Source organism: Nonomuraea sp. 10N515B, assembly GCF_052245915.1.
GTDB lineage: Bacteria > Actinomycetota > Actinomycetes > Streptosporangiales > Streptosporangiaceae > Nonomuraea.
In genome coordinates, this window is sequence record NZ_JBQQBQ010000043.1 from 33,099 (window position 1) to 58,679 (window position 25,581).

The following is a 25,581-nucleotide window of genomic DNA, read 5'->3' on the forward strand; positions in this document are numbered from 1 at the left end:
CGCTCAGGGGGTGACGGTCTTCCGCACGGCATTCAGGAACATCGCCGCCTCGCGGCCGTTGACGACGCGGTGGTCGAACGCGAGCCCGAGGGTGACCGTGGTGCGTTTCACGACGTTTCCGGTCGAGTCGAGGGCGAACTCGTGCTGCGGCGCGCACAGCGACAGCGCGCAGGTCTGCCCCGGGAACACGATCGGCACGGCGAGGAGCACGGCCGCGTCGGTGTGCAGGGTGACGACGATGTTCCCGCCCGCCAGGTCCTCCTCGCGGAAGGCCCCCCGCATCGCCGTCGTCCGGTACGCCGTGAGCCGCTGCGCGATCTCCCCGAGGGACAGGCGGTCGGCGCCGCGCAGCACGGGGACGTACAGGCCATCGCCGACGTCCACGGTGACACCGACGTTCGGCGCCGACGAGGGGACCACGGCCAGTTCGCCTCCGGGCCTGTCCACCACCGGCTCGGCGAAGCACATCGGGAACTGCCCATGCAGCGAGGCGACCGCCGAAACCAGCAGCTCAGGCAGGCCGATCAGCGCCCTGGCCTCTTTGCTGAGGACGCGGGCCCGGGCGATGGCGGGGCCGGCGTCCAGCTTCACGGCGGTGAAGGCGGCCGGGATCGTCTGATGGGAACGGGTGACCGCAGCGGCCACGGCCCGCTGAACGGCCGGCAGCGTCCTCGGCCGCGACGACGCGTTGTCGCCGCCGGTCTCCATCAGGGTTGTCACGTCGGCGCGCCTGATCACCTTCTTCCCCAGCGCGCGGATCCGCGCCGGGTCCACGCCGTGCTCGTCGATCAGCGCCTGGGCGGGCGCGGTGATGATCGGCTCGGAGGACTCACCGTCGGTGTCACGCGCATGGGCTTCGTGATCGGCGGCCGCCGGCGGAGGCGCCGAGTCATCGGAAATGTACGCGATCACCTCCCCGGGAACGCAGGTCGCGCCGGTCTCCGCCGTCCGCCGCAGTACGCCATCGGCCTCGGCCACCAGTTCCTCGGCCGCCTTGGAGGTCTCCAGAACCACCACCGGATCGCCCTTCAGCACCCCGGCGCCGTCCTCGGCCAGCCACTCGACCAGCAGGTACTCGGTGTCGTTGTTGTTGAGTTTGGGCACGCTCAGCTCGGTCAAGGCAAGAGCTCCTGTACGGCGCGGACGATCGCGGTGTCCCGCACCAGCACGTCACGCTCAAGATGGACGGCCGCCGGGATCACACTGGCCGCCGAGTGGACGAGGGACACCGGACGCCGCAGGCGCCCCCAGAGCCGGCTGTGCACCTGCTGCGCCACCTCGGCCCCCCAGGTGCCGCCGGCGGTGCTCTCCTCGGCGACGACCACGGCACCGGCCCGCTCCAGCAGCGGCGACAGCGGGGTCACGTCGAAGGGATACAGGCGCCGCGGCACGAGCAGCAGACAGGTGATCTCCCGCTCCAGCAGCAGTGTGCGCATCGCGGCCAGGGCCCGGTGCGCCAGCCCGCCCGGCGCGATGATCACGCAGTCTGCCTGCTCGGGATCGTCCAGGTACACCCTGGTCACCTCGCCGGCCGCGGCGGCCCGCGGCAGCACGTCGTACCGGAACAGATCGTCCGCGACCCCGCCGCCGAAGATCTGCCGGGTGTAGAGGGTCTTGTCCTCGAACAGCAGGCACGGCTCGCCGCGCGTGAGCATCTCGCTGAACAGCTCGCGATGGTCGTCGAAGGGGGACACCTCGTACACCGCGAGACCGGGGACGCCGATGAAGTGCTTCTGCAGGCTCTGGCTGTGCGTGGGTCCGTAGCCGCGGCCGCCCCCGGACGGGCATCGCACGATCAGTGGCAGCCGCAGCGGCCGGCCGTACATGGAGACCGATTTACTGGCGAAATTCACGATCTGATCGAAGGCCAGGGTCACGAAGTCGGAGAACATGATCTCGACGATGGCCTTGCCGCCCGCGAGGGCCAGGCCGCCCGCCACGCCGACGATGCCGTTCTCGCTGATCGGGGTAGCCAGCACCCGGCCGGGAAAACGGCTGGACAGCCCTTTGGTGATCTTGAATGCCCCGCCGTACGGATCAAGCACGTCCTCGCCGAGCATCCACACGGACGAATCGCCGGCGAGCACCTCGTGTAGCGCCTGGTTGAGGCTCTCCGCGACCCGCATCTCCCTCAGCCCTCCCGTGCCGACAGCGGTCGCCCGAGCACCTCACCGGCCACCACCTCGACGAACGCGCGCGCCTCCGCGTCCATGCGGGCAAAGCGAGGGGACACGGTGGCGCCCTCGCGCGGGCACCAGTCGTGGTCGCGGGCGCGCCGGATCTCCTCGGCGGAGCGGGTGTCGTCGCCCTTGCTGTGCGGCCCGAGCCGGTGCGTGGCGAACTCCACCACCAGCGGCCCCGCGCCCTGCCTGGTCCGCTGGAGCAGCGGCCGCAGCCCGTCCCGGATCTCGCCTATGTCCCGCGAGCCGACGTGCAGGAACCGGCACCCGAACGCCCGCGCCCGATCCCCGATCGTGCCCGCCATCTGCGCCGACGTCGGTGTGGTCTGCGCGATCCCGTTGTTCTCGGTCACCACGACCAGCGGCAGCCGCCAGAGCGCGGCCATGTTGAGCGCCTCGTAGACGGCGCCCTGTCCCCACGTTCCGTCGCCGATGTACGCCAGCGCCAGCGCGCCCGGCTCGGCGTCCCGCAGATGCAGGGCCACGCCCGCGGCGACCGGCAGGCTCTCGCCCTGGATCCCGGTGGACAGGTAGCGGCCGGACAGAATGTGCTGACTGCCGCCCACGCCTCCGCAGACCGCGCCCTCCCGCCCGAGGATCTCCGCGAGCAACCCGTACGGGTCCCGTAATCGGGCCAGGTAGTGGCCGTGCCCGCGATGATTGCTGAAGACGAAGTCCCGCTCGCCCAGCAGCGGCGCCAGCGCGACCGGCACGTACTCCTGCCCCAGGCAGGTGTGGGTGGTGCCCTGTACCAGCCCTTGGCCGAACAGGTCGAGCAGCTTGCGTTCGAAGTGCCTGATCAGCAGGAGCAGCCCGAGGTCGTCATCGGACAGGTCCTCCGTGATCTCTTCCAGCAGTCCTTCTGGCACGATCGGCACTCCTTGGTGGGTGTCGAGGAGATTGGGAGCGCTCCCACGAATTCTATTCGATCAGTTGGATGTCGTCAGCATCAGACGAAGAAGTTTCCAGGCTGTCAAACGCCGAGAATGAAGCGTTCGGAATGGCCCGCGCCACGTGCAGGAATCGCCTACCGTCCCGGTCGGATCACATTGGGCTGCGGCGAACGGCAAGAAGAAGATCTTGACCGTGCTCAGAGTTGAAACCTAGCCTCTTTTGGGAGCGTTCCCAAAAGGCGCCCGCACCACATTCTGCCGGCGAACGCGCGAGCCGGAGACGCTGCCGATCAACGAGGAGGGCTCGTGAGCCCCGAGACGAGGGTGGTCGCCGACCATCAAGAGCAGGGCACGGCCGAGCGCGAGGAACTGCGGCGGCGCCTGGCCGCGCTGCCCGCCGAACGCCGCGCTGCGCTGCGCCGGTCGCTGCTCGGCGGCCAGGAGAAGCGGACCTGGCCGCTGTCCACCGGGCAGGAGCGGCTGTGGTTTCTGCAACGCTTCGACACTGACGACTGCGCTTATCACATCACGTGGCCGGTAAGGCTGCGCGGCCCCATCGACGAGACTGGTCTCGCCGCGGCGTTCACCGCGATCGCCGCCAGGCACGAGGTGCTGCGCACCCGCTTCGTCCTGGACGGCGACCTGCCCGCCCAGGTCGTGGACGAGCCCCGCGAGGTGCGGCTGGACCGCCTGGATCCCGCCTGCTCCGATATCGAGCCGGCGATCGCCGCCTACGCCGGGCGGCCGTTCGACCTCGCGGCGGCCCCCGCATGGCGGGCGGGGCTGCTGCGCCTGGCCGCCGACGACGGCGTCCTGTGCATCGTGCTGCACCACATCGTGGTCGACCACTGGTCGCTCGACGTGCTTATGCGCGAGCTCGGCGAATGCTACCGCGCCCACCGGGAAGGCCGTCCTCCGATGCTGGACGAGCTGCCCACGCAGTACCGCGACTTCGCGGTGACGGAGCGGCGGCGAGCCGAGGAGGACCGGGACCACCTGGACTACTGGGTCGAGCGGCTCGCCGGAGCGCCGCCGCTCGACCTGCCCCTCGACCGCCCTCGCCCCGCTCGCTGGACCGGCCGCGGCGCCAAGGCCGGCGTGGCCGTGCCGGACGCGGATGTCACCCGCCTGGAACTCCTCGCGCGCGCCCACCGGGCCACCCCGTTCATGGCCCTGCTCGCCGCGTGGCAGGTCACGCTGGGTGCGGCCGCCGGGCAGGACGACTTCTGCGTAGGCGTGCCCGTGGTCGGCCGGGACCGGCCCGAGCTGGCCCCGCTGATCGGCTACTTCTCCACCACGCTCGTCGCGCGGGCCGACCTTTCGGGGGATCCGCCCTTCGGCGAGCTGCTGCGGCGTACCCGAATCAGCACCCTGAAGGCCCTCGCCCACGGCGGTACCTCCTTGGATCGCATCCTCGGCGCACTCCGGGTGCCCCGCGACCTGAGCCGTCCGCCGCTGTGCCAGGCGATGTTCAACCTCACCCACAACCTGCCCACCGGCGACCTGCTCCGTACCGAGTTGGGGGACCTGGCCGTGGAGGTGTATCCACAGCCTGACCTGGGCCGGGCCCGGGTGGAGGTGTCCCTTGACGTGTACCGGGGGCCCGAGGGGATCGGCGGCTGGCTGGAGTACTCGACCGACCTGTTCGACGCCGCCACCGCGCACCGCCTGGCGGATGCGTTCGCCCGCGTGGTGACGCGCGCGGGCGGCGACCCGGGTCTGCGGCTGTCTGAACTGGGAGCCGCGGACTGGAAAGTCCGGAGTTAGGGGTGTCTAACAGCCGAAGGAATGTCATGCGGCTTTCGGTGGACTTCGCCGCCGACCGTTCCGGTACGGCGGAGCTCGCGTGGGGACAGCGGGACATCTGGGGGGCCATCCAGCGGGTGGGCCCGGACGCGCGCTACTTCAACGTGCCCCGGCTGCTCGCAGTCCCGCGCGCGGGCGGGCCGCGCCATCCCTCGGCCGTGGCGGCCGCCCTGGCCGAGGTGATGCGCCGGCATGATGCCCTGCGATCCCTGGTACGGCTCGGCGTGGCCGGGCCGTATCAGGAGGTGGCGGCGGCCGGGACCCTGTCGATCGAGATGGTTGAGGCGGCACGCGGCGACGTGGACGATGCCGCGGCGGAACTTGTGGCCCGCCTGGCCGGACGAACCTTCGGCGACGGCGAGCAGCCGCTGCGCGCCGGACTCGTGGTCTGCGACGGCGCCGTCACCCACGTTGCGCTCGTGATCAATCATGTCGTCGCGGACTGGCGCGCGGCCGACGTCGTGGTGCGCGACCTGCGGATACTGCTGCTCCGCGGAGTGATCGCGCGGCCGCCGTCGTCGCAGGTGCTCGACCTGGTACGGGAGGAGGAGGCGGCATCGGCCCGTTCGGACCGGGCGATCGCGCAGTGGGAGGCGCTTCTTCGGACCGTACCGTCCTCCATGTTTCCCACCGTTGTCGGGAGCGGCACGACGCCCAAGTTCGCGCGGGCCGTGCTGTCGTCGCCCCGGCTCAACCACGCCGCACACGTGCTCGCCCGCCGTACCGGCGTCAGCACGGCCACGGTCCTGCTGGTGGCGGTCTCCATGCTGCTGCGCGAGCTGACCGGGCACGAGGTGTGCGCGATCACCCCGATCGTGCACAACCGCTTCAGCGACCGAACCCGGGACCTGGTCAGCAGCCTGAACCAGCTGGGACTGTTCACCCTGGGCCCGTGCGGAAGCCTTTCCGAGACCCTGGTGAGCGCCTATCCGGCGGTTCTCGCGTCTTACCGGCGCGCCCGCTTCGACTCGCTGGCCCTGCATGCGATGGTCGACCGAATGAGCGCCGACCGGGGCGTCCCCATGTTCCCGTTGTGCTGCTTCAACGACCTGCGCCCCGGCGAGGATCCAGGCGGCGCCGACCACGCGGACGGGGAGTCCGAACTGGAGTGGCTGCCCGGCATGGACCAGCGCAGCTGCGACTTCTGCGTGGCCCTGATGCGCTGGAAGGGCACGCTCGGCGTGGAACTGAGCGCCGACACCACCCGCCTGCCCGAGGGCGAGATGGCCGCCCTGTTGCATCGGCTGGAGGCCTTCGTGGTCGGCTCGGCTCGCCGGGAATGCGCCACATGAGGCAAACGAGATCTTGAGAGATCGTCGTAGGCAGCACACTTCGACCTCGCTCGACCGAACCGATGATCGGTAAGACCACGCGCCCTGGCCAGGATCGACTCTGATCGGGGCGTGTATCTGCAGTCGCGGCGCGGCACCCGCCTCCATGAGACCTTTCCGGAGGTCGTGTGGGCGGTCTACGAGCACCTGCCGGTCGCCACGGTGGTCGACAGCGAGATCGTGCGCTGGTCCATCGGGCAGGCTCCCGCTCCCGCGATCATGAGAAGAGGCGCCGTCAGCAGCGCATGACCCGGCGTCGATCAGGTCACCGAGCGAACCACCGGGCCCGGCGAACCGCCCGCGGCGAGGACCGCCCAGCTCGCCGCCGTCGTGGCGGCCATGAGCAGGGCCAGCGCGCCCAGCGTCTGGCCGTCGGGGTGAATCAGCGCTTGGCCGCGCAGCGCCTGCCAAGTCACCAGGACGATCAGGCCCGCGTACGCCGCGGCCGCTACGATCATCAGGCCCGCCCGGGTCCGCTCGTCGCGCAGCGGGGTGACCCGGCTCGCCAGGAACCCGAGCACCAGCGCCACGACCAGCATGACCTGCAGCCCGTACAGGCCGACGAAGTGCGGGATGCGCAGGTCGCCGCCGACCGTGCTCCAGCCGGTGAGTGGCAGCCCGGGGCCGCCGTCCGGGACGCCCACGTTGTGCTGGGCGGCCAGGGGGATGGCGTGCCCGGCCGCGTCCTTGGCCGTCCACACCTCGCTGGACCTCGTCGGTATCAGGAGCCCGAGGCCGATCCCGGCGATCACGAAGGTCAGGCCCGCGCGAATCGCCCAGGTGAGCACGCGGTCGCCGACCCTTTGGAAGATCAGAAGCCCGGCGAGGACGAAGTTCGCCAGCATGAGCAGCTGCACGCCCACACCGAAGATCAACTGGATGACGTTGGTGAACGGGTCGTCCGCCTGGTTGAAATGGCTGAACGTACCGCGCGCCGCCTGGACCACGACGACGCCGACGTCGAGCGTGCCGGTGACGGCCAGCAGCGTCGCCATCCACCAGGTCCAGCGGCTCGCCCTGTGCGGCAACGTCAACAACCAGGCCAGTGTCAGGCCGTACACGATGAACGACACGGCGAACTTGAGGGGTTTTCCCCAGACCGGCGCGCCGAGCAGGACACGGTCGTCGGCCACCATGCCCACGGCCGAGACGACCAGCAGCAGTGCCATCGAGGCGACCATCAGCAGGAGCGGGCGGTGCAGGCGGCGGACCGCCGCACGGGCTGGTTCGAGGACTGCGGGCATCGGCACGCCTTTCGAAGCGGAAGCCGCGATGACGGAACAGCCTCGACGTTAGGAATCGGCGCGGTTCCGTCCCAGCCTGGCGACCCCCGAACCAGAGGACGGCCAGCCCTCCCACGGGTGGTAGGGCCAGCCGTACCAGGGTGTTCGGCCTGCTCGGTGGTGGTCCGTGGTGGGCCTTGCCGCAGCCCAGGAGGTTCCCCGGCGACCCGTTCCAAGACCGGCCAGCCAGTCACGCGCTCCTTGATCGCATTCGATCACTGAACACGTCGGACTTGATCATCTAGGCCGATGACACTTGATCGAGGATGGCGCTCTGGCGCCCGTCTCGAGATTCAGTCGGCGCGGGACGGGGCGGCTGGGTAGACCCCGAGGATCTTCACGTCGGTGGTGAAGAACGCCAATTCCTCCAGCGCGTTCTTCAGGCCGGGGTCCTCGGGGTGCCCGTCGACCTCGGCGAGGAACTGGGTGGCCGCGAAGTGGCCGCCGACCATGTAGCTCTCCAGCTTGGTCATGTTGATGCCGTTGGTCGCGAACCCGCCGAGCGCCTTGTAGAGCGCGGCCGGCAGGTTGCGGACGTTGAAGACGAACGAGGTGACCACCGGGCCCTCGCCGCGCGGCGCCTGCACGTAGTCCGGGCTGAGCACCACGAACCGGGTGGTGTTGTGCTCCTCGTCCTCGACGTCGCGGGCGAGGATGTGCAGACCGTAGATCTCCGCCGCGAGTGGTGGCGCAATCGCCGCCTGGGTCGGGTCGCCCGCCTCGGCCACCTCGCGCGCAGCGCCGGCGGTGTCACCGGCGATCACCGGCACCAGCTTGTGCTCGCGGATGATCCGGCGGCACTGGCCGAGGGCATGCACGTGGCTGTGCACGGCCTTGATCGTGTCCAGGGTCGCACCCGGCGGCGCCATTAGGTTGAACTGGATGCGCAGGAAGTGCTCGCCGACGATGTACAGGTCCGAGGTCGGCAGGAAGTGGTGGATGTCGGCGACCCGGCCGGCGATCGAGTTGTCGATCGGGATCATCGCCAGCTCCGCCTCCCCGTTCTCCACCACCGCGAACACGTCCTCGAAGGACGCGCACGGCACCGTATGCCAGTCGGGGTAGTGGAGCTTGCACACCATGTGGGAGTTCGAGCCGGGCTCGCCCTGGTAGGCGATACGTCGTGCGGTCACCGCAGCAGTTTCCCATGCGGCCGGGCGCGGCTGCCCGGCGACGGCCCGGTCCCGAAGGGCGCCTCCGTGACCGGAGTACGCCTGCAGCGTGTTCCCACGCAGGCGGCGATGACGATCCGTTCGCGATAGAGGGCTGATCGGCGAGAACGGTGCGGGCAAGTCCACCCTGCTGCGGCTGCTGGCCGGAGCGGACGAGCCGGACTCGGGCACCGTCGTGCGGCCCGCCGACCTGGGCTTCTTGCATCAGGAGGCGCCGTTCGCCGGCGACACCACGGTCGCCGGCGTGCTCGACGACGCCGCTTTGCTTCTTTTCTCGGCGATGTGTTAGCGCTAACTTGGCTTGATAGACGGATTTCTCTCCGGGCGGGTGTCAACGATCACGCCGTGAGCGTGCACAAACCGGCAGTGCCGCCGGTCCATGGTGTATGCCCTCAAGGAGAACCATGACAAGCACCACGTCTCGTCGTGCCCGCTTGACCGCGCGCGACTACGTCAGGCACCAGGACCATCTCGGCCGGATCGGCCGACGCGACCTTCCGGCCCGTGAGCAGACCACCGCGACGACGCACGAGAAAGGTTCCCTCATGGACACATCCCGAGCCAGGCGGCTGCTCGCCGGACTGGCAGCCCTGGTGCTCCTGCCGATCATCGCGGTGAACTTATGGACGACGCCCGCAGCGGCCGCGACCAGCCAGTTCCGCGGCATGAACTGGGCGGTGCTGGGCGACAACTTCAGCACCGGCCCGCTCGTCGTCGACGGGCTGAGCGGCTCCGACAGCTACGCCACGGTGCAGGCCAAGGCCAACGCGCTGTACGACGACATGCAGTCGACACTCGGCGTGAACACGGTCCGGCTGCCGATCAACACCCACACCGTCGGCACCACCTGGTGGAACGCCTACCGCGGCGCCGTCGACGCCGCCACGGCGCGCGGGTGGAAGGTCATCCTCGCGTACTGGGAGGACGGCGCGGCCTCCGGGGGCCGTATCACCAACCTGTCGGCGTGGAACTCGATGTGGTCGACCGTGACGTCCCAGTACGGATCGAACAGCCTCGTGTACTTCGAGCCGATGAACGAGCCGCACGGCTACAGCTCGGCCGAGTGGCGCAACATCGCCGCCGACTGGCTGGACTACCACTACTCGGCCCCGCCGAACCGGGTGCTCGTCGGCGGTACCGGCTACAGCCAGGACCTCCGTGACCTGTGCAACGACTCGCGTTTCGCCGGCACGCTGTTCTCGTTCCACCACTACGCGTTCTTCTATTCGGCGAACACGTACGACGGCTGGCGGTCCCACGTCCAGACCCGCCTTGGCAACTGCGCCTCGCGGGCGGTCGTCACCGAGTTCGGGGCTCCGATGAACAACGGCCTGAACTACGCCGACGCGAACAGCACGGACAACTTCGTCCGCCACATCCGCGCCGTCACCCAGGTGATGCGGGACAACGCCATGGGCGGCACCTACTGGCCGGCCATCGGCGGCAAGCCCGGCGACATCGGCTACGACTGGTACTCGATGTACGCCAGGAGCGGCAGCGGCACCGACCTCAACCTCACGATCCGCAACCAGTCCGGTGCGAACCGCCTGCGCTACGGCTGGGGCGACGCCGTCGACGGCGGCGGTGGCGCAACGACGACCCAGATCGTCAACCAGAACTCCGGCAAGTGCGTCGACGTCCTGCAGGGCTCGACCGCGAACGCCGCCGAGATCATCCAGTACACCTGCACCGGGGCCGCCAACCAGCAGTGGCAACTGCGCGATCTGGGCAACGGCTACCACAACATCGTGGCGCAGCACTCCGGCAAGTGCCTCGACGTGAACAACGGCTCCACCGCGAACAACGCGGCCGTCATCCAGTACACGTGCGGCAGCGGCACCAACCAGCAGTGGCAACTCCGCACCGTGTCCGGCACGAGCTACGTCGAGATCGTCGCCCGGCACTCGGGCAAGTGCCTCGACGTGTCCGGCCAGTCGACGGCAAATAGCGCCCGTCTCCAGCAGTACACCTGCTGGGGCGGCGCCAACCAGCGCTGGGACGCTTGAGGCCACACCAAACAGAAGCACGTGAACACGAAGGCATCGAGGTTCTCGCAGCTCAAGCACCGGATCTGCCCGAAGCTCTCGACCGCGCCCAAGCCGAAGGACTGGCCTACGTGATCCTGGACGGCACCCTGATCCCGATCGACCGCTGCGCGGAGCAGATCCTCAGCGTCAAGGGCGAACCCATCCCTGTCCGCCGCCCGCACCCACGTGCTGGGCGCGGTGTACGCCGCTGCCGCTGCCGCAGCCAGTCTGCCGACCCTCGCCGACAGCGGATTCGCCCTGCTCAAAGGCCGGTGGCGAACCCTCCAGCACATCACCATCAGCCCCAGCCGAATCGGCGACATCGCCCGTGCAGCGCTCGTCCTCACCCATGTCGAGCACGACTACCTACCGGCAATGGGCTGAGATCACGTCAGTGAACTCACATAGCACGCCTGAGTCCTTCGTCAATGCGGGTGCGCAAGGAGTGCAGCGCCTGCCTGAGCTCTGCCGGTTCGATGTCCGTGACGTCAGCGTCGAAAGTCAGGAGCAGTCCTGCCAGCCCTGCCCATGACCACGCACCGAGCGTGAGTCGGCAGCTGGAGTCGGTGTCGTGCTCGACCGTCGATCCGCCGGGGGCGAACTGGGCGACGACGGGCGCAGGGAGTGCGACGAGCGCCGACCCGCGGCATGGCCATTCCGCCGGGGTGTCGCCGCGGTCGTGCGTGCTCATGACGAATGCGACCGGATCGTTGTGCGGGACGTCGCGGCGGTTGAAGGTTCTCCCCGTGGGCATGCGTGGTTCGAGGCGGTCGATTCGCATCGCGCGCCATCGGTCCGCGTCCGGTTCGAATGCGACGAGGTACCACCGTGCCGCCCACACGACGAGGTCGTGCGGTTCCAGCGTGAGCGTCGTCGATTCGTCCTCGCCGGTGTAGTCCACACGAACGATGTGCTGTCGGTTGATCGCGCCACCGATGACACGGATGATCTCTGCATCGATGGGCGCTGCGGGGAACTCCCAGTAGTTGCGCGCTGCGGAGACGGTGAACGCTTCGGCGTGGATACGGCTGCGGGTGGGCATCGCCTGCTGCAGCGTGGCGAGGGCGCGGGCCGAGTTCTCGCGGATACCGGACAGGATCATGGGGACGGTCTGGAGCGCGACGGCCACCGCGACAGCCTGGTCCTCGTCGAAGACGACCGGCGCCAACTGGGTGGCGCGCCCGAGCCGGTAACCTCCTCCCGCCCCGCGCACGGCCTCGATCTCGTACCCGAGCTCTCTGAGCGTGTCGATGTCGCGTCGCACGGTCCGCACAGACGCCCCGAGCCTGGTGGCGAGCTCCACGGCGGTCAGGGTCGCGCCGATCCCGAAGATCGACAGCAGCTTGAGCGTCCGCGCGGAGGTGGCAGCCATCGCTCATCCCCTCACTTAAAGCGGTCACTCGATGGCAACTATACCCGTCATTGTGGTCGGCATGACCGCTTCACAGAGCCCTCAGAAGGGCACGCATGCACCAGCCGCTTCCTCGGCACTCATCTCCGGCGCCGGCGCGGGCGCGGCGCTCCTGGTGGTGCTCTTCGGCTCCTTCATGGACCTTCTCGACGCGACGATCGTCACCGTCGCGGCCCCGGCGATAGCCCAAGACCTGGAGGCCGGCGACGCTCAGATCCAGTGGACGATCGCCGCCTACGTCCTCGCCCTGGGTGCGGGCCTGATCACCGGCGGGCGGCTCGGTGACCAGTACGGCCGGAAGCGCCTGTTCATGATCGGGCTGGCCGGGTTCATGCTCACCTCCGCGCTCTGCGCGCTGGCCGCCGAACCGGGAATGCTCATCGGCATGCGCGCCGCGCAGGGACTGACCGCCGGGATCATGGTCCCGCAAGTGTTCGGGATCATCCGGGCATCGTTCGCTCCGGGCGAGCGTGGCAAGGCGTTCGGTGCCTACGGGGCGGTCCAGGGTCTCGCGTCGGTCGCCGGCCCGCTGCTGGGCGGGCTGCTTGTTGACGGCGACCTGTTCGATCTGGGTTGGCGCACAATCTTCTGGATCAACGTGCCTGTCTCGATCCTGGCGCTCATCATCGGCGCGAAAGTTCTGCCGGAGTCCCGCTCCGCCTCGACCGCGCGGCCGGACCTCCTGGGCGCGCTGCTCGCGGCCTCGGGCATCCTGCTCCTGCTACTGCCGATCATCCAGACCGAGACCTGGGGATGGACCTGGGCCAGTTACGCCCTCCTCGTCGCCGGAATCATCGTGCTGGCGATCTTCCTCGCCTACGAGCGCCGCCTCACCGGACACGGGACCGAACCGGTCTTCAATCCGGCTCTGCTCCGAATCCGCGCCTTCGCGATCGGCCTGAGCGCGTCCGTGCTCTTCTTCGGCGGCATCGGGTCGTTCTTCCTCACCCTGTCGGTCTACCTCCAAAACGGCACCGACCGCACCGCGTGGGAGACCGGCCTGGTGATCCTGCCTTACGCGCTCGGCTCGATCATCACCTCAGGACTCGGCGTCGCTCTCGCCGCCAAGGCCGGGAGAGCCCTGGTGATCACCGGCTCGCTCACCATCGCGGCATCCCAGCTCGTCCTGTGGGCGATCATCAGGGACGGTAACGATCCCGGATACTGGCAGCTTGCCCTCGCTCTTTTCATCGGTGGCCTCGGGCTCGGTCTTGCCGCCCCCATCCTCGTCAACGTCGTCCTCGCCGGCATCCCTGGACGCAACGCAGGCGCCGCGGGCGGCGTGCTCTCCACCGTCAACCAGATCGGCGGCGCCATCGGCATCGCCGTTCTCGGCACAGTCTTCTTCACCGCCGTCACCGGATCGACGACCGGCACACCGGGACTGGCCGACTACGGTCACGCGCTCAGCATCGTCCTCGTCGTCTCCGCGGTGCTCTACGTCGTGGCGGCACTCGTGATGCTCGCGCTCCCGAAGACCGCGACCGAGCACGTCGATCAGTGAACACCCGTGTGGGGGAGAACTGCACCGCTCAGCTTGCCGATTAGCCCCGGACGCCCTCCCGGCCGCAAGAACGCCCGACGCACACCGATCCCACCGGTCGGTAAGATCGCCCGAAGTACCCGAACACCAGCCCGCTGGCGTCCACCCCGATGCCCGTCGGGCTGGCGGTGAACCAGGTTTCCAGATGACGGCCAGGAACCCGACCATCACCCATAACGCCTTGCAGGCTTCGGCGATCATGATCTCGGCCGTTGGGCCGCTCTTGCCCTCCATCTGTTCCTCCCTGATCATCCGAGGTGCGGCCATCAGCGTGGGGCTCCAGGTCACGGAACGGGACACTTCCCACGGGCGGGCGTCCTGGCGGTGCCGCTCGCCGATTGGAATGATGACGGGATGGAATATCGCGAGCTGGGACGATCGGGGCTGCGGGTATCGGTGCTCACCATGGGCACGATGACGTTCGGCGGCGGGGGCAAGTTCGCCTACGTCGGCGACACCGGGGTGGAGGAGGCGCGCAAGCAGATCGACATGTGCGTGGACGCCGGGGTCAATCTCATCGACACCGCCGACGTGTACTCCACCGGCCTGTCGGAGGAGATCGTCGGCAAGGCGATCCAGGGCCGCCGTGACGACCTGCTGCTGGCCACCAAGGTACGCATGCCGATGGGCGACGGCCCCAACGACGCCGGGCTGTCGCGCCACCACGTCATCACCGGGGCGGAGGCGAGCCTGCGCCGTCTGGGCACCGACCACATCGACCTGTACCAGGTGCACGAATGGGACGGCCGTACCCCCGTCGAGGAGACCCTGGCGGCGCTCGATCACCTGGTGACCGCCGGCAAGGTCCGGTACGTCGGCGTCTCCAACTACACCGGCTGGCAGCTCATGAAGACCCTGGGCACCGCCGACAGGCTCGGCCTGCCGCGCTTCGTCAGCCAGCAGATCTACTACTCTCTCCAGGCCCGCGACTCCGAGTACGAGCTGATCCCGGCCGCGATCGACCAGGGCCTCGGCGTGCTGGTGTGGAGCCCGCTGGCGGGCGGCCTGCTGTCCGGCCGCTACCGCCGGGACGTCCAGCCGTCCCAGGGCCGCCAGCTCACCGAGTGGAACGAGCCTCCCGTACGCGATCAGGAGCAGTTGTACGACACCGTCGAGGTGCTGGTCGACATCGCCGGGGAGCACGGGGTGTCGGCGGCGCAGGTGGCGCTGGCCTGGTTGCTAGGACGGCCCGCGATCACGTCGCTGGTGGTCGGCGCGCGCACCAGCGAGCAACTGGCCGACAACCTGGCCGCCGCCGACCTGAAGCTGACGGCCGAGCAGCGTGACCGGCTGGACGAGGTCAGCCGCCAGCCGCTGCTCTACCCGTACTGGCATCAGGCGGCGACCGCCTCCGACCGGCTCTCGCCCGCCGACCTGAGCCTGCTCGGACCGCACCTGTAGAGAGGTTGCCGCACCTGGAGACAGGTTGTACGTACGCCCGCCGACGCCGGGTTCATTCCGATGCCAGGTGGGGGTTTGTCTAGATAACGGTGTTTCTCGATCTTGATTTGCTCTATCGGGTGGTGGGGTCAGGCGTGTACCGCGTCAAATACAGCTAAGAGGGCTCTGGCCTGTGGTTTGACGGGGTCAGTTCGCGCAGAAAGATCGCGGCTTGTGCTTGTCCGCCTGCTGTATCCGCTCGCGCTTCGGGTGTTCGGCTGGCTGATGTTGCCGGGCCGCGATCAGGCGGTGATGGATCTGCAGGACGCCGGCTGCCGGGCTCGCTCCCTGATCCGCGACCGGGCTGGGAAGTTTCCGGCGCTCATGGACGAGATCCTTGCCGAGGCTGGCATCCGGACCGTGCTGAACGCCAGGCAGCCCGCTGCGTCCCGTCCCGGATCGCCGCTCACCGCCCACAAAGCGGAACCGGTGGACCATGGCCCGTACTCGATGGGCAGGTCCCGCCACGGGCTACCGGTACGAAACCGCCACACCACCGCGTTGATCTGCCGCCGCAGACCCGGAATCGGGCCTCGCTCACCCAGCGGCAAGTGAGGCTCGATCATGGACCGCTCCTCGTCGGTGAGGTCTCCGCGCGTCATGGCGAAGGCCTGCCAGAACCGCAGACCGGAGCGCAGGCCGTCCCTGTGATCTCGACTCCGTACCGGCTCTGGTACTTCCGGGGCTGTGCCGGAGTAGCCGACAGAGTAGGTTCTCGCCTGTGAGTGATATTCGACTTCTCGGTCCCGAGGAACTGCCCCTGTGCCAGCGGCTCGAAAGCGATCGCGAGTGGTCCACCGACGAGGCCAAATGGCGGCTGATGTTCGAGACGGGCGAGGTCTACGCCGTCGACGCGGCCGACGGCGACGGCCTGGCCGGGTGCGTCGTGGTGACCCGCTACGGCGACTCGCTGGCCGACGTCGGCATGATGCTGGTCGCCAGCAGGTACGGCAGGCAGGGGCTCGGCACGCGGCTGATGGAGCACGCCCTGGAGGCCGCCGGAGACCGCATCGTGGAGCTGACCGCGACCCGGTTCGGGCGCCCCGTCTACGAGCGGCTGGGCTTCCGGCCCACGGGCAACCTGACGATCACTATGGGCCCGATGGAGGGGGCGGCGGGGTCGCCCGGAGTCCGCGTGGCGACACCGGACGACCACGCCGCGCTCCTCGACCTGGACGCCGAGGTCACCGGGGCCGACCGGAGCAAGGCGCTGAACGCCCTGCTGGCCACGGCCGAGCGCACGATCGTTACCGACGGCGGCTTCGCTGTGGCCTGGAACGCCGGCCCCCACCGTGTCATCGGCCCCGTCGTCGCGCCCACGGAGGAAGCCGCCCGCGAGCTCATCCTGGCCGCCGCCCACGGCGCCGACCGCGACGTGCGGATCGACCTGCTGGACGCCTACCCGGGCTTGCGCCCGTGGCTCACTGGGCTGGGGCCCACCGAGGGACCCGCGGCCCTGCCGACGATGGTCTACGGCGCCCACCGCCACCCGGGTGACCGCGGGCGATACGTCGCGCCCATCCTCATCTCGATGGGCTGACCGGCCATCAGGTCGGCCGCCGCCCAGGCGAAGACGCGGACCCGCGCGGTCCGGCCTCCGGCCGGCCTACCCACCCTGCCGCCCGGGTTCGGGCGCAACACGGCCGGGATGCTGATCGCCTCGCCTCCGCCGGCACCCACAACGGTGGTCGAGTTCGGTGTTCCGCAGCCCGATGGGGACGTCGCCCTGACCGTCGAGGGATTCCAGGTTAGCCTGCGCCGCGCCAGCGGCACCCCCGTCACCGTCACCTCGATCGCCGGCCCGGTACGCCTGACCGACAACACCCGTCAGGCCTCAACCTACCGTCGCGGCCGAGTGCTGCTGGCCGGCGACCGCCGCTGACGTCCATTCCCCGATAGGAGGTCAAGGCCTCAAGCTCGGTCTAGAGCGCGAGGCCACGCGTCCTTGGGAATGCGGTAAAGGACGCGCGGCGCCGCGAACCAGTCCCGATCGAGGAAACGGCCCGTGATCCGCCCCGCGAGGATGAGGTAACTCTCCACCAACTCCTCGAACTCATCGTTCGCGTGCAGATCATCCGCGTATTCCTGGAATCCTTGCACTCCGACCATGCCCATGAACTCTCCGTCCTGGTAATAGCGCTCGCCCCCTCCCGAAGGGTGAGACTGCCGTCTATGGTGATCGCGACGGACCAGCCCGGGGAGTGCGTCCCGATCCAGATCAGAGTGTTCTGCTCGTTTTGCGGCCAGGCGGAATGCCGCGGTGAGGTCGCAGGGGGTCCCGGAGTCGGGATCCGCGCGGAAACGCTCCGCGATCCCTTCGATGTCCTCCGTGTCGATCCAGACCGCAGCGAAGTTGGGTATCCCGGCTAGGCCGTTGCAGCCTTCCGGCCTACACAGGTTGAATTCGTAGAGTCGGTCAATGACCGTCGCCACGGCGGCGAGTGTGACCGCCCGGCGGGCGCCCGCCGGGAGCCGGCGGATCAGCACCAGGTGCAACGGCGCCCAGCACGCAAGTCGCCGGCCGTGTGCCACCTGGGTCGTACCTGGCGTAAGAGGACCGTCCTGTTGCCAGCAACCGTGTCCCACATGACAGCGCAGTCCCTGGGGAAAGCGTTCGCTGGGGCGGCGCTGACACCGACTCCCACGGCGGCCGCGGCAGCGGGGCGAGCACGCCCGCGGCGATGCGACGGATCGACATGATGGTGTCCTTAGGCGGAAGTGACGGGATACACCCCCGAAGGCGTTTCACCTGTGTGCCATCCGCCGTGCCCTGGTGTGCCGCGCCGAGGTGCCCGGATCCACGTTGCCTTCACTCTCGGCGAAGAGGGGATGCACGGCGCTGCGGGCATCGACGCGGTGGGACCGATACCCGCAGTACCTGAGAGCTACATCCGGAAGTGGGCTCTACAGCGGGACGCTGATTACTTGCGCCTCTTCGTAACTTCCTGACCAGGTCAAAACCTCTGGAAGGGAAGGTGCGACATGTGGATCCCAGGCCGCGGTACCCGGCTGTGGCGTGGTGCGCTGGCCGGGCTGCTGATCGCCGCGCTGTGCGCACCGGTTTCGGCCGCGGCCCGGGCGGGCGTCCCTGCCCCCGACCCGGCGATGCTGCCCGTCCTGTCGACCGGCACCCTCGAGACCCGGTACGCGGCCAACCGGGCCAACATCATCCAGGCCGCGCGCATGGCCGAGAAGGGCGGGGACCACCGGCGGGCAGAGGCCCTGCGGGCCATGGCCGGCTCCGCCCGGACGTTCCTGTCCTTCGACGCCCGCGGCGAGGGCCGGGCCGTCGAGGTCCTGGGCGACCTGGCGACCGCCCGGCGGATATCGGTCTTGGTGCCCGGTTCGGACACCACCCTAGACACCTACGACGCCCGTACCCCGAAGCCGCACGCCAGGCTCGGCTGGGCGGCCCGCTCGCTGGAGGAGCAGATCCGCCGCCTGGACCCGGCCGCCAAGGTCGCCGTCGTGGCCTGGCTCGGCTACACACCACCCCGGCTGATCAGCACCGACGCGGTCACGACGGGCCGGGCCGAAGACGGCGCGCGTGCGCTGCGTGCGTTCGTCGTCTCGGTGCGCCGGGCGAACCCGGCCGCGCAGGTCTCGCTGCTGTGCCACTCCTACGGCTCGGTGGTGTGCGGGCGCGCCGCCGCCGGCCTGGCCGTCGCCGACATCGCCATGTTCGGCAGCCCCGGCACCGGTGCGGACACGGCGGCGGGATTGGGCACCGCCGCGCGGGTGTGGGCGGGACGGGGAGCGCGGGACTGGATCGGCGGCGTGCCGCACCTGAGCATGCCCGTTTTCGGCACGACCATCGGCTTCGGCGCCGATCCGGTCTCGGGCGGCTTCGGCGCCCGGCTGTTCGCCGCGGGCGACGGCGGCCACGGCGACTATCTCGCGCCCGGCTCGGCATCGGTGGCGAACCTGGCGCGTATCGCCCTGGGACACGACCGGGAGGTGACCCGGTGACCGCCCAGTCGTTTCGTCCCGTCCGAGCCGGTCACCGCCCGATGCCGGGGTTGCGGGAACTGGCGCGGCGCGTCGATGCCCGGACCCCACCTGATCGCGACCGGGCCGTCGATGCTCTGCGAGCCCTGGCGATCCTCGGCGTGATATTCGGCCACTGGCTGGTCAGCGCCGTGGTCGAGGCCGGTCGGGGTCCCCTGCAGGGGGCGAGCCCGCTGCAGTACATGCCCTGGCTCGCCCCACTCTCCTGGATCTTCCAGACCCTCGCCGTGTTCTTCCTGGTCGGCGGGCACGTCGCCGCGAAGGGCTACCAAGCCGCCCGTCGGCGCGGTGTGGAGTACGGCCGGTGGCTCGGCGGGCGGCTGGCCCGGTTGTTCCGGCCTGTCGTCGTGATCCTCGCTGTGTGGGCGGTGACGGCCGTCGTCATGCTCTTGTCCGGCACACCCCTTGAGACGGTGCGCACGCTGCTGACCCTGGTCCTGTCGCCCCTGTGGTCCCTGCTGGTGTTCGCGCTGCTCACGGCTTTGACCCCGATGGTCTTACGGGTCGGCCCGTGGTGGCCGCTCGCGGTGGTGGCCGCTGTTGACCTGGTCCGCTTCGGTCTTGGGGGTCCGGCCTGGCTCGGCTGGGTGAACGTGGTGGCCGGCTGGCTGGTGCCGTATGCGCTGGGCGCGGCGTGGGCGCGGGGCCGGTTCGACACCCGCCGCTCGGGTCCGCTGCTGATCATCGGTGCGGTCGCCGCCGTAGGCCTCGTCATCTGCGGCGGATACCCGGCGTCCATGGTCGGGGTGCCCGGCGCGCCGGTCTCCAATCTCAACCCGCCCACCCTGGCGGCCGTCGCCTTCGGCCTGGCCCAATGCGGACTGGCTCTGCTGCTGCGCGAGCCGTTGCGCCGGATGATGATCCGGCCGATGGTCTGGGCGGCGGTGGCCGCGGCCAACCTCTCCGCCATGACGATCTTCCTCTGGCACCAGACGGCGATGCTCGCGGTCACCGCCATGGGGCTGTTGTCCGGCCCGCTGCCGGGCCTGCACACCAGGCCGGACGATCTCGGCTGGGTCCTGGCCCGGCTCGGCTGGCTGCCGGTCTTCGCGATCGCGCTGGCCGTGTGCCAGGCCGCGTTCGGCGCGGTCGAGCGAGGCGGGGCCGGCCGTCCGTCGAAGGGTGGAGCGCGAAACGCCTGCGAGGAGCCGCCCCGTGTCTAGGATCGTCCACGTGGACAGGGCCGACGTGATGGGTGCCGTGCTGCGGGGCGTACGAGCGGATCTGCTCACGTCGGCCCGGCAGCCGCTGCCGCCCATGGCCGGGCCGCGGCCGCTGAAATGGCTGCCACACGTGCTGATCGTGCTGCCCGCCGTTCTCCTCGCCGCTGCGGCCGAGGGCAGCGCGGCCGCGCCGTTCGCGATCGCCCACGCGGTGATCCTGGTGTCGGCACTGCGCTGGCCGGTGCCGGCGTGGTGGCTGTCGATGGCGTTCCTGGCCGGCACCGCCGCGACGCCCTACTCGCCCACGCTCATCGGCCAGCCGTGGCCATGGTTCGTCCATGCCGGGGTGCTGTTCCTGGTGGCGCTGCGCAACCGGCCCCGGGTCGCCGTCGAGACACTGCTGCTCAGCGGCTTGCTGGCCGGCGGCATGCAATGGCCGGGCGGAGACCTGCTCTGGGAAAGGCCGCTGACTCCCGCGGTGATTTTCGCGGTCGCCGTGTTCCTCGGCACCTCGGCACACAGCCGCCGGGAGACACGGCAGCGGCTCCAGGTGCAGCAGGCGGCCACCATCGCGGAGAGGGGGCGCCGCGCCCTGCTGGAGGAGCGTGCCCGGATCGCGCGCGAACTGCATGATGTGGTCGCCCACCACATGTCCGTGATCTCCGTCCAGGCCGACGCCGCGCCCTACCGCGTCGAGGATCCGCCCGAAGAACTGGTTAACGCCTTCGCCGTCATCCGCCAGAACGCCCTCGAAGCCCTCACCGAGCTGCGCCATGTCCTGGGGGTCCTGCGCGCGGAAGCCACCGATGACTCCCCGGCGCCCGGCGGCCCCCAGCCCACCCTGGACCAGCTTGGCAGCGTCGTCGCCAACGTGCGCTCCGCCGGCCTGCGCGTTGAGCTGGACGTCTCGGGTACGGCCCGCCCGCTGCCACCGGGTGTGGAACTGTCGGCCTTCCGCATCGTTCAGGAGGCTCTGAGCAACGCGCTGCGCCACGCGCCCAGCTCCACGGTCCGCGTCGAGGTCGCGTATGCGCTCTCCACGCTGCGGCTGCGGGTGCTCAACGGCCCCTCGCGTGACAAGACCAGGCCCTCGCCCGGCGCCGGTCACGGCATCATGGGCATGCGTGAACGTGCCGCGATGCTCGGCGGCGAACTGGCCGCCGGTCCCACGCCCGGCGATGGCTATGAGGTCTCCGTCCTGCTCCCGGTGCCCGTGGACACCGCCACGACCGCGAAGGAAGGCCACACGTGACGATCCGCGTGCTCATCGCCGATGACCAGGCCATGGTCCGCGAGGGTTTCTCCGTCCTTCTCAACGCCCAGCCCGGCATCCAGGTCGTGGGCCTGGCCGAGGACGGCGCCGACGCCGTCGCCAAGGCCGCCGACCTGCACCCCGACGTGATCGTGATGGACATCCGGATGCCCGGGCTGAACGGCATCGAGGCCGCTCGTCGCATCACCGCGGATCCTGGCCTCGCCACCAAGGTCCTCATCCTGACGACCTTCGACCTCGACGAATACGTGTACGAGGCGCTGCGGGCGGGCGCCAGCGGATTCCTGCTCAAGGACGCCTCGGGTGTCCAGCTCGCCGAGGCCGTACGCGTCGTGGCCGCGGGCGAGGCCCTGCTCTCCCCGAACATCACCAGGCGACTCATCGCGGAGTTCTCCCGGCTGGGCGGCACCCCGCGGCCCCCGGCCCAGGCCCGCGCCGGCGACCTCACCGAACGCGAGACCGAGGTGGTCGCCCTCATCGCCCACGGCCTGTCGAACGCGGAGATCGCGGGCCGGCTCGTCCTCGCGGAACAGACCGTCAAGACTCACGTGGGCCGCATCCTGAACAAGCTCCAGCTGCGCGACCGCACCCAAGTCGCCGTCTTCGCCTACGAGACGGGCCTGGTCAGACCGGGACACGCAAACGCGTGATCCCAGAGCCGCGTGCGCTGCCGCCCGCAGAGTTCGTCGAGAACGGGCTGCCCGCAGATTCGATCAGTCGGCTCGTCGAGATCGAGTTGCGCGAACCGGACTACACCAAGTGGGTCGACATGGCGCGCGGGCTGGCCCAGATGGTCGTGCTCTCCATCGGGCACATGAACCTCGCGGTGGGCCGCATGGCGGCGTTCTCCGCGATGTTCATGGGGCTGTCCTACGACCGGCTCCACCTGCCGTTGTACGCCGGCCTCTGCATCGGCCTGCTGGCGGGCGCGGCGATCGGCGCCTTCACCGGTTGGATCATCGCCAGGACCGGGATCAACTCCTTCGTGGTCACGCTCGCGATGGACTTCGCGCTCCTGGGGCTGATCCCGGTCGTCTACACGGCGCTCACCGCGAACGCGGCCTTCACCGTCAAACCCGATGGCATGCGCGAGTTGCGCCAGTACTCGCTGGGCGATGTGTGCCTGGGCAACCTGTGCGGGTCGCCCGCCGTACCGCAGATGATGCTGCTCGCGGTGGCGCCGATGCTGGCGCTCGGATACCTCTACCACAGCACGCGGCCTGGCCGGGAGCTGTTGCTGACCGGGTCCAACCCGCTCGCCGCCGAGCTGTCGGGCATCCCGACGCGCCGCCGGATAGTCACCGCGCACCTGCTGAGCGGGCTACTGGCGGGGCTGGCCGGGTTCATGCTCGCGGTAACCACCGGGTCGTTCCGGGCGACGATCGGCGAGGAGTTCCTGCTGCCCTCCTTCCTCGGTGCGATTCTCGGCGGCACCGCACTGGCCGGCGGAGTGATCTCCGTCATCGGCACGTTCCTTGGCACGTCGCTGACCCTGGTGATCCGCAGGGGGCTCGAAATGGTCGGGATCGGCCTGGAGTACCTCAACGTGTACCTGGGCGTCATCCTCCTGCTCGCGCTGTCTGCTGACCGCTTCCTTCAACGCCGGGGGGTGAAATCGTGAGGGTGCTCATCGCGATCTGTGTCGCCGGCTACCTCTCGCTCGTGGTCGCGTCCGGCGGGGCGTTCGCCTCCGGCAACGCCGTGCAGACCTTCTTCCAGTTCCTGCCCGTGCCCGTGCTGATCGGCCTGGCCCAGATGATCGCGCTGAGCGTCGGCCAGCTCAACCTGGCCGTCGGCGCGCTCGGCGGGTTCCTCGCCTGCGCGATAGGCGTGCTCATGGCCGATCTCGGCGTTCCCGCCCCTGCCGCCATCGTGCTCGGGCTGGCGCTCGGCACGGCCATCGGCGCGGTGACGGGTGCGCTGGTGGTGTACACCCGCATCAACGGGTTCGTCGTCACGCTCGCCACGATGACGATCCTGATCGGCGCGCAGTACCGCCTGGTCGGGACCCGCACCGTTAGCGACTACTCACCCGGCCTGAAGCAGTTCGGCCAGGCGTCCGTCCTGAACATCCCCCTCGTCTTCCTGCTCGCTCTGGGCGTGGCCGCGCTGGTCGCGGTGTTCTTCAGGGCCACGGCGCCGGGCCGCAGGATGCTGGCCTCCGGCTCGAACCCGCTGGCCGCCACGCTGTCGGGCGTCTCCAACGACCGCTCCATCATCCTTGCGCACACCTTGTCGGGTCTGGTGGTCGCCATCACGGCCGTGGTGACGGTGGCGGTCTCGCCCGGCGTCAACAGGAGCATCGGCGGGGACTGGCTGCTGCCCAGCTTCGCCGCCCCGATCATCGGGGGCGCAGTGCTCACCGGCGGCACGGCCGTGGTGCTCGGCACTGTGCTGGCGGCGTTTGTGGTGCGCCTCGTCGACAGCGCGCGCGCAGAGTTCTCCCTCCAGCCGAGCTGGGTGAACTTCGTGGTCGGCGCCGTCGTGCTCGCCACGGTCGTGCTCACCCGCACGCGCGAGACGCGCCGGTCAGGGGGTTCATCGTGATTGTCGCAGACCAGCTGGTGAAGGTCTTTCCCGGCGTCCGCGCCCTCGACGGTGCGAGCCTGCGGCTGGAATCCGGTTCCGTGCACGCCCTGCTGGGCGAGAACGGGGCGGGCAAGTCGACCCTCATCAAGATCCTCACCGGAGTGCAGCGCCCGGACGAGGGCCGGCTGCTCGTCGGCGGCGAGGTGATGACGCTGAGATCGCCGACGGAGGCGGCGCTGGCCGGGATCGGCGCGGTCCATCAGGAACGCAACCTCATCCCCGCCTTCTCGGTGGCCGAGAACATCGCCCTGCAACGGCTTCCGATACGGCGCGGACTGGTCGACCGGGCGTACATGCGGGCGGAGGCCCGGCGCATCCTCGGCCTGCTCGAGGTCGACCTCGACCCCGACGTGCTGGTCGACCGGCTGTCGGTCGCGCAACGGCAGCTCGTCGAGATCGCCAAGGCCCTGTACGGCGAGAGCCGCGTGCTGCTGCTCGACGAACCCACCGCCTCGGTCAGCCCGGGCGAGGCGGAGTTGCTGTTCACCGTTGTGCGCAAGCTCGCAGAAACCGGGACGGGCGTGCTCTTCGTCAGCCACAAGCTCGAGGAGGTTTTCGCGCTCTGCGACACCGTCACCGTCCTGCGCGACGGCCGCACGGTGCTGGACGCCGCGCCGATCGCCGATCACGCCAAGGACGACCTGATCGATCTCATGGTGGGCCGCTCGCGGGAGGCCCTGTCCTTCCCGCCGCGCGCGCCTGCCGTACAGCCCGCCGTACTCGAGCTGGATCGGGTCTCGACGGCGGCCGGCCACCGCGAGGTCTCGCTCTCTGTCCGGCCGGGCGAGATCGTCGGACTCTACGGCCTGGTCGGGGCCGGCCGGTCGGAGCTGGCCAAGGCTCTGCTCGGGCTCGAGCCCATCGAGTCGGGCTCGGTGCGGGTGCGCGGAAAAGACGTGGTCATCAAGGACGTACGGCAGGCTCTGACCAGGCACCGGATCGGTTATGTGACCGAGAACCGCAAGGAGGAGGGGCTCTTCCTCGACCAGCCGGTCTCGCGCAACATCGCCGTGACCGTCTGGGGGCGCATAGCCGGCGCGCTCGGCTACGTGTCGCCTGCCCGCGAAGGGGAGGTGGTCAGCACGTGGGTGGACCGGCTCGGTATCAAGCTCGCCTCGTCCGGCCAGCTCGCCGGGCAGCTGTCCGGCGGGAACCAGCAGAAGGTGTCGCTGGCCAAGTGGCTCGCGGCTGAGACAGAGATCCTCATCATCGACGAGCCGACCGTCGGTATCGACGTGCGCACCAAGGGCGCCTTCCACGAGCTGATCTGGCGCCTGGCCGCCGACGGCATGGCCATCCTGCTCATCACCAGTGACCTGGCCGAGATGGTCACGCTGGCCGATCGCGTGCTTGTGATGCGCGACTTCCGGATACGCGGCGAACTCGACAACGACCACGACTACGACCGGACCAGCCAAGCCGTGATCAGGCTCATTCACTCAAAGGAGATCTGAGCCATGAA

25 protein-coding genes and 1 pseudogene are annotated in these 25,581 nt (G+C 69.7%); 17 read left to right on the top strand and 9 right to left on the bottom strand.

Features of this window, described 5'->3' with window-relative positions:
• Window positions 1-3: 3 nt before the first annotated feature.
• Genes ACTWQA_RS41650 through ACTWQA_RS41660 form a run of 3 tightly spaced genes read right to left on the bottom strand, consistent with a single transcriptional unit; the run spans window position 4 to window position 3,049 of the window.
• Window positions 4-1,119, bottom strand: a complete 1,116-nt coding sequence (locus ACTWQA_RS41650; protein WP_443164400.1) for a 2-oxo acid dehydrogenase subunit E2 — start codon at window positions 1,117-1,119, stop codon at window positions 4-6.
• Window positions 1,116-2,126: an alpha-ketoacid dehydrogenase subunit beta gene (locus tag ACTWQA_RS41655; RefSeq protein ID WP_443164401.1), complete on the bottom strand. Its 1,011-nt coding sequence runs from the start codon at window positions 2,124-2,126 to the stop codon at window positions 1,116-1,118. The genes ACTWQA_RS41650 and ACTWQA_RS41655 overlap by 4 nt, the downstream gene beginning before the upstream one ends.
• 5 nt (window positions 2,127-2,131) lie before the next feature.
• Complete coding sequence (locus ACTWQA_RS41660) at window positions 2,132-3,049, bottom strand: thiamine pyrophosphate-dependent dehydrogenase E1 component subunit alpha (RefSeq protein ID WP_443164402.1); 918 nt, start codon at window positions 3,047-3,049, stop codon at window positions 2,132-2,134.
• A 330-nt stretch (window positions 3,050-3,379) separates the two neighbouring features.
• On the opposite strand from ACTWQA_RS41660, the gene ACTWQA_RS41665 reads away from it, so the two are divergent.
• The 3 genes from ACTWQA_RS41665 (at window position 3,380) to ACTWQA_RS41675 (ending at window position 6,459) form a co-directional block, all read left to right on the top strand.
• Window positions 3,380-4,840: a condensation domain-containing protein gene (locus ACTWQA_RS41665; RefSeq protein ID WP_443164403.1), complete on the top strand. Its 1,461-nt coding sequence runs from the start codon at window positions 3,380-3,382 to the stop codon at window positions 4,838-4,840.
• A 26-nt stretch (window positions 4,841-4,866) separates the two neighbouring features.
• Window positions 4,867-6,171: a condensation domain-containing protein gene (locus ACTWQA_RS41670; protein WP_443164404.1), complete on the top strand. Its 1,305-nt coding sequence runs from the start codon at window positions 4,867-4,869 to the stop codon at window positions 6,169-6,171.
• 111 nt (window positions 6,172-6,282) lie between these two features.
• The gene (locus ACTWQA_RS41675) at window positions 6,283-6,459 is read left to right on the top strand and encodes a hypothetical protein (protein ID WP_443164405.1); all 177 of its coding nucleotides are present in this window, start codon (window positions 6,283-6,285) and stop codon (window positions 6,457-6,459) included.
• Window positions 6,460-6,470: 11 nt separating this feature from the next.
• Here ACTWQA_RS41675 and ACTWQA_RS41680 read toward each other — a convergent pair whose 3' ends face one another.
• Window positions 6,471-7,454, bottom strand: a complete 984-nt coding sequence (locus ACTWQA_RS41680) for a hypothetical protein (protein WP_443164406.1) — start codon at window positions 7,452-7,454, stop codon at window positions 6,471-6,473.
• Window positions 7,455-7,786: 332 nt separating this feature from the next.
• The gene (locus ACTWQA_RS41685) at window positions 7,787-8,626 is read right to left on the bottom strand and encodes a prephenate dehydratase (RefSeq protein WP_443164407.1); all 840 of its coding nucleotides are present in this window, start codon (window positions 8,624-8,626) and stop codon (window positions 7,787-7,789) included.
• 136 nt (window positions 8,627-8,762) lie between these two features.
• Between ACTWQA_RS41685 and ACTWQA_RS41690 the strand changes: the two genes are divergently transcribed.
• From ACTWQA_RS41690 to ACTWQA_RS41700, 3 genes are all read left to right on the top strand, one after another.
• Window positions 8,763-8,954: an ATP-binding cassette domain-containing protein gene (locus ACTWQA_RS41690; RefSeq protein WP_443164456.1), complete on the top strand. Its 192-nt coding sequence runs from the start codon at window positions 8,763-8,765 to the stop codon at window positions 8,952-8,954.
• Between the two features lie 115 nt (window positions 8,955-9,069).
• Window positions 9,070-10,671, top strand: coding sequence for an RICIN domain-containing protein (locus ACTWQA_RS41695; protein ID WP_443164408.1), 1,602 nt, complete (start codon window positions 9,070-9,072; stop codon window positions 10,669-10,671).
• A 207-nt stretch (window positions 10,672-10,878) separates the two neighbouring features.
• Window positions 10,879-11,076 carry a hypothetical protein gene (locus tag ACTWQA_RS41700; protein ID WP_443164409.1) on the top strand — a complete coding sequence of 66 codons (198 nt, stop codon included), beginning with the start codon at window positions 10,879-10,881 and terminating at the stop codon, window positions 11,074-11,076.
• A 16-nt stretch (window positions 11,077-11,092) separates the two neighbouring features.
• On the opposite strand, the gene ACTWQA_RS41705 is transcribed toward ACTWQA_RS41700, so the two are convergent.
• Entirely contained in the window at window positions 11,093-12,064 is a 972-nt protein-coding gene (locus ACTWQA_RS41705) for a helix-turn-helix transcriptional regulator (RefSeq protein WP_443164410.1), read from the bottom strand.
• Window positions 12,065-12,125: 61 nt separating this feature from the next.
• Here ACTWQA_RS41705 and ACTWQA_RS41710 point away from each other — a divergent pair, with 61 nt between their 5' ends.
• Window positions 12,126-13,607, top strand: a complete 1,482-nt coding sequence (locus ACTWQA_RS41710; protein ID WP_443164411.1) for an MFS transporter — start codon at window positions 12,126-12,128, stop codon at window positions 13,605-13,607.
• Between the two features lie 393 nt (window positions 13,608-14,000).
• Complete coding sequence (locus tag ACTWQA_RS41715; RefSeq protein WP_443164412.1) at window positions 14,001-15,047, top strand: aldo/keto reductase; 1,047 nt, start codon at window positions 14,001-14,003, stop codon at window positions 15,045-15,047.
• A 186-nt stretch (window positions 15,048-15,233) separates the two neighbouring features.
• Here ACTWQA_RS41715 and ACTWQA_RS41720 read toward each other — a convergent pair whose 3' ends face one another.
• Both ACTWQA_RS41720 and ACTWQA_RS41725 read right to left on the bottom strand, forming a co-directional pair.
• Window positions 15,234-15,524: a hypothetical protein gene (locus ACTWQA_RS41720; protein ID WP_443164458.1), complete on the bottom strand. Its 291-nt coding sequence runs from the start codon at window positions 15,522-15,524 to the stop codon at window positions 15,234-15,236.
• A 50-nt stretch (window positions 15,525-15,574) separates the two neighbouring features.
• Window positions 15,575-15,688 (bottom strand): annotated as a pseudogene (locus ACTWQA_RS41725) (transposase); the annotation flags it as partial.
• 119 nt (window positions 15,689-15,807) lie between these two features.
• Between ACTWQA_RS41725 and ACTWQA_RS41730 the strand changes: the two are divergent.
• Both ACTWQA_RS41730 and ACTWQA_RS41735 read left to right on the top strand, forming a co-directional pair.
• Window positions 15,808-16,626, top strand: coding sequence for a GNAT family N-acetyltransferase (locus ACTWQA_RS41730; RefSeq protein WP_443164413.1), 819 nt, complete (start codon window positions 15,808-15,810; stop codon window positions 16,624-16,626).
• Window positions 16,627-16,734: 108 nt separating this feature from the next.
• A complete protein-coding gene (locus ACTWQA_RS41735; protein WP_443164414.1) occupies window positions 16,735-16,968 on the top strand; it encodes an FAD-dependent monooxygenase in 234 nt (77 codons plus the stop codon).
• A 29-nt stretch (window positions 16,969-16,997) separates the two neighbouring features.
• Here ACTWQA_RS41735 and ACTWQA_RS41740 read toward each other — a convergent pair whose 3' ends face one another.
• Complete coding sequence (locus ACTWQA_RS41740; protein WP_443164415.1) at window positions 16,998-17,519, bottom strand: hypothetical protein; 522 nt, start codon at window positions 17,517-17,519, stop codon at window positions 16,998-17,000.
• A gap of 549 nt (window positions 17,520-18,068) precedes the next feature.
• On the opposite strand from ACTWQA_RS41740, the gene ACTWQA_RS41745 reads away from it, so the two are divergent.
• From ACTWQA_RS41745 to ACTWQA_RS41775, 7 genes are read left to right on the top strand one after another with little or no spacing between them, the layout of a single operon-like run.
• Window positions 18,069-19,055, top strand: a complete 987-nt coding sequence (locus ACTWQA_RS41745) for an alpha/beta hydrolase (RefSeq protein ID WP_443164416.1) — start codon at window positions 18,069-18,071, stop codon at window positions 19,053-19,055.
• Window positions 19,052-20,257 (top strand): acyltransferase family protein, encoded by a 1,206-nt coding sequence (locus tag ACTWQA_RS41750; protein ID WP_443164417.1) that lies wholly within the window; start codon window positions 19,052-19,054, stop codon window positions 20,255-20,257. The genes ACTWQA_RS41745 and ACTWQA_RS41750 overlap by 4 nt, the downstream gene beginning before the upstream one ends.
• Entirely contained in the window at window positions 20,250-21,509 is a 1,260-nt protein-coding gene (locus ACTWQA_RS41755; RefSeq protein WP_443164418.1) for a sensor histidine kinase, read from the top strand. The genes ACTWQA_RS41750 and ACTWQA_RS41755 overlap by 8 nt, the downstream gene beginning before the upstream one ends.
• On the top strand, window positions 21,506-22,180 hold the full coding sequence (locus ACTWQA_RS41760; protein WP_327587933.1) for a response regulator transcription factor: 675 nt from the start codon (window positions 21,506-21,508) through the stop codon (window positions 22,178-22,180). Before ACTWQA_RS41755 ends, ACTWQA_RS41760 begins: the two co-directional genes overlap by 4 nt.
• The gene (locus ACTWQA_RS41765) at window positions 22,177-23,151 is read left to right on the top strand and encodes an ABC transporter permease (protein WP_443164419.1); all 975 of its coding nucleotides are present in this window, start codon (window positions 22,177-22,179) and stop codon (window positions 23,149-23,151) included. Before ACTWQA_RS41760 ends, ACTWQA_RS41765 begins: the two co-directional genes overlap by 4 nt.
• On the top strand, window positions 23,148-24,077 hold the full coding sequence (locus ACTWQA_RS41770; RefSeq protein WP_443164420.1) for an ABC transporter permease: 930 nt from the start codon (window positions 23,148-23,150) through the stop codon (window positions 24,075-24,077). The genes ACTWQA_RS41765 and ACTWQA_RS41770 overlap by 4 nt, the downstream gene beginning before the upstream one ends.
• Window positions 24,074-25,573, top strand: coding sequence for a sugar ABC transporter ATP-binding protein (locus ACTWQA_RS41775; RefSeq protein WP_443164421.1), 1,500 nt, complete (start codon window positions 24,074-24,076; stop codon window positions 25,571-25,573). Before ACTWQA_RS41770 ends, ACTWQA_RS41775 begins: the two co-directional genes overlap by 4 nt.
• Window positions 25,574-25,581 lie beyond the last annotated feature (8 nt).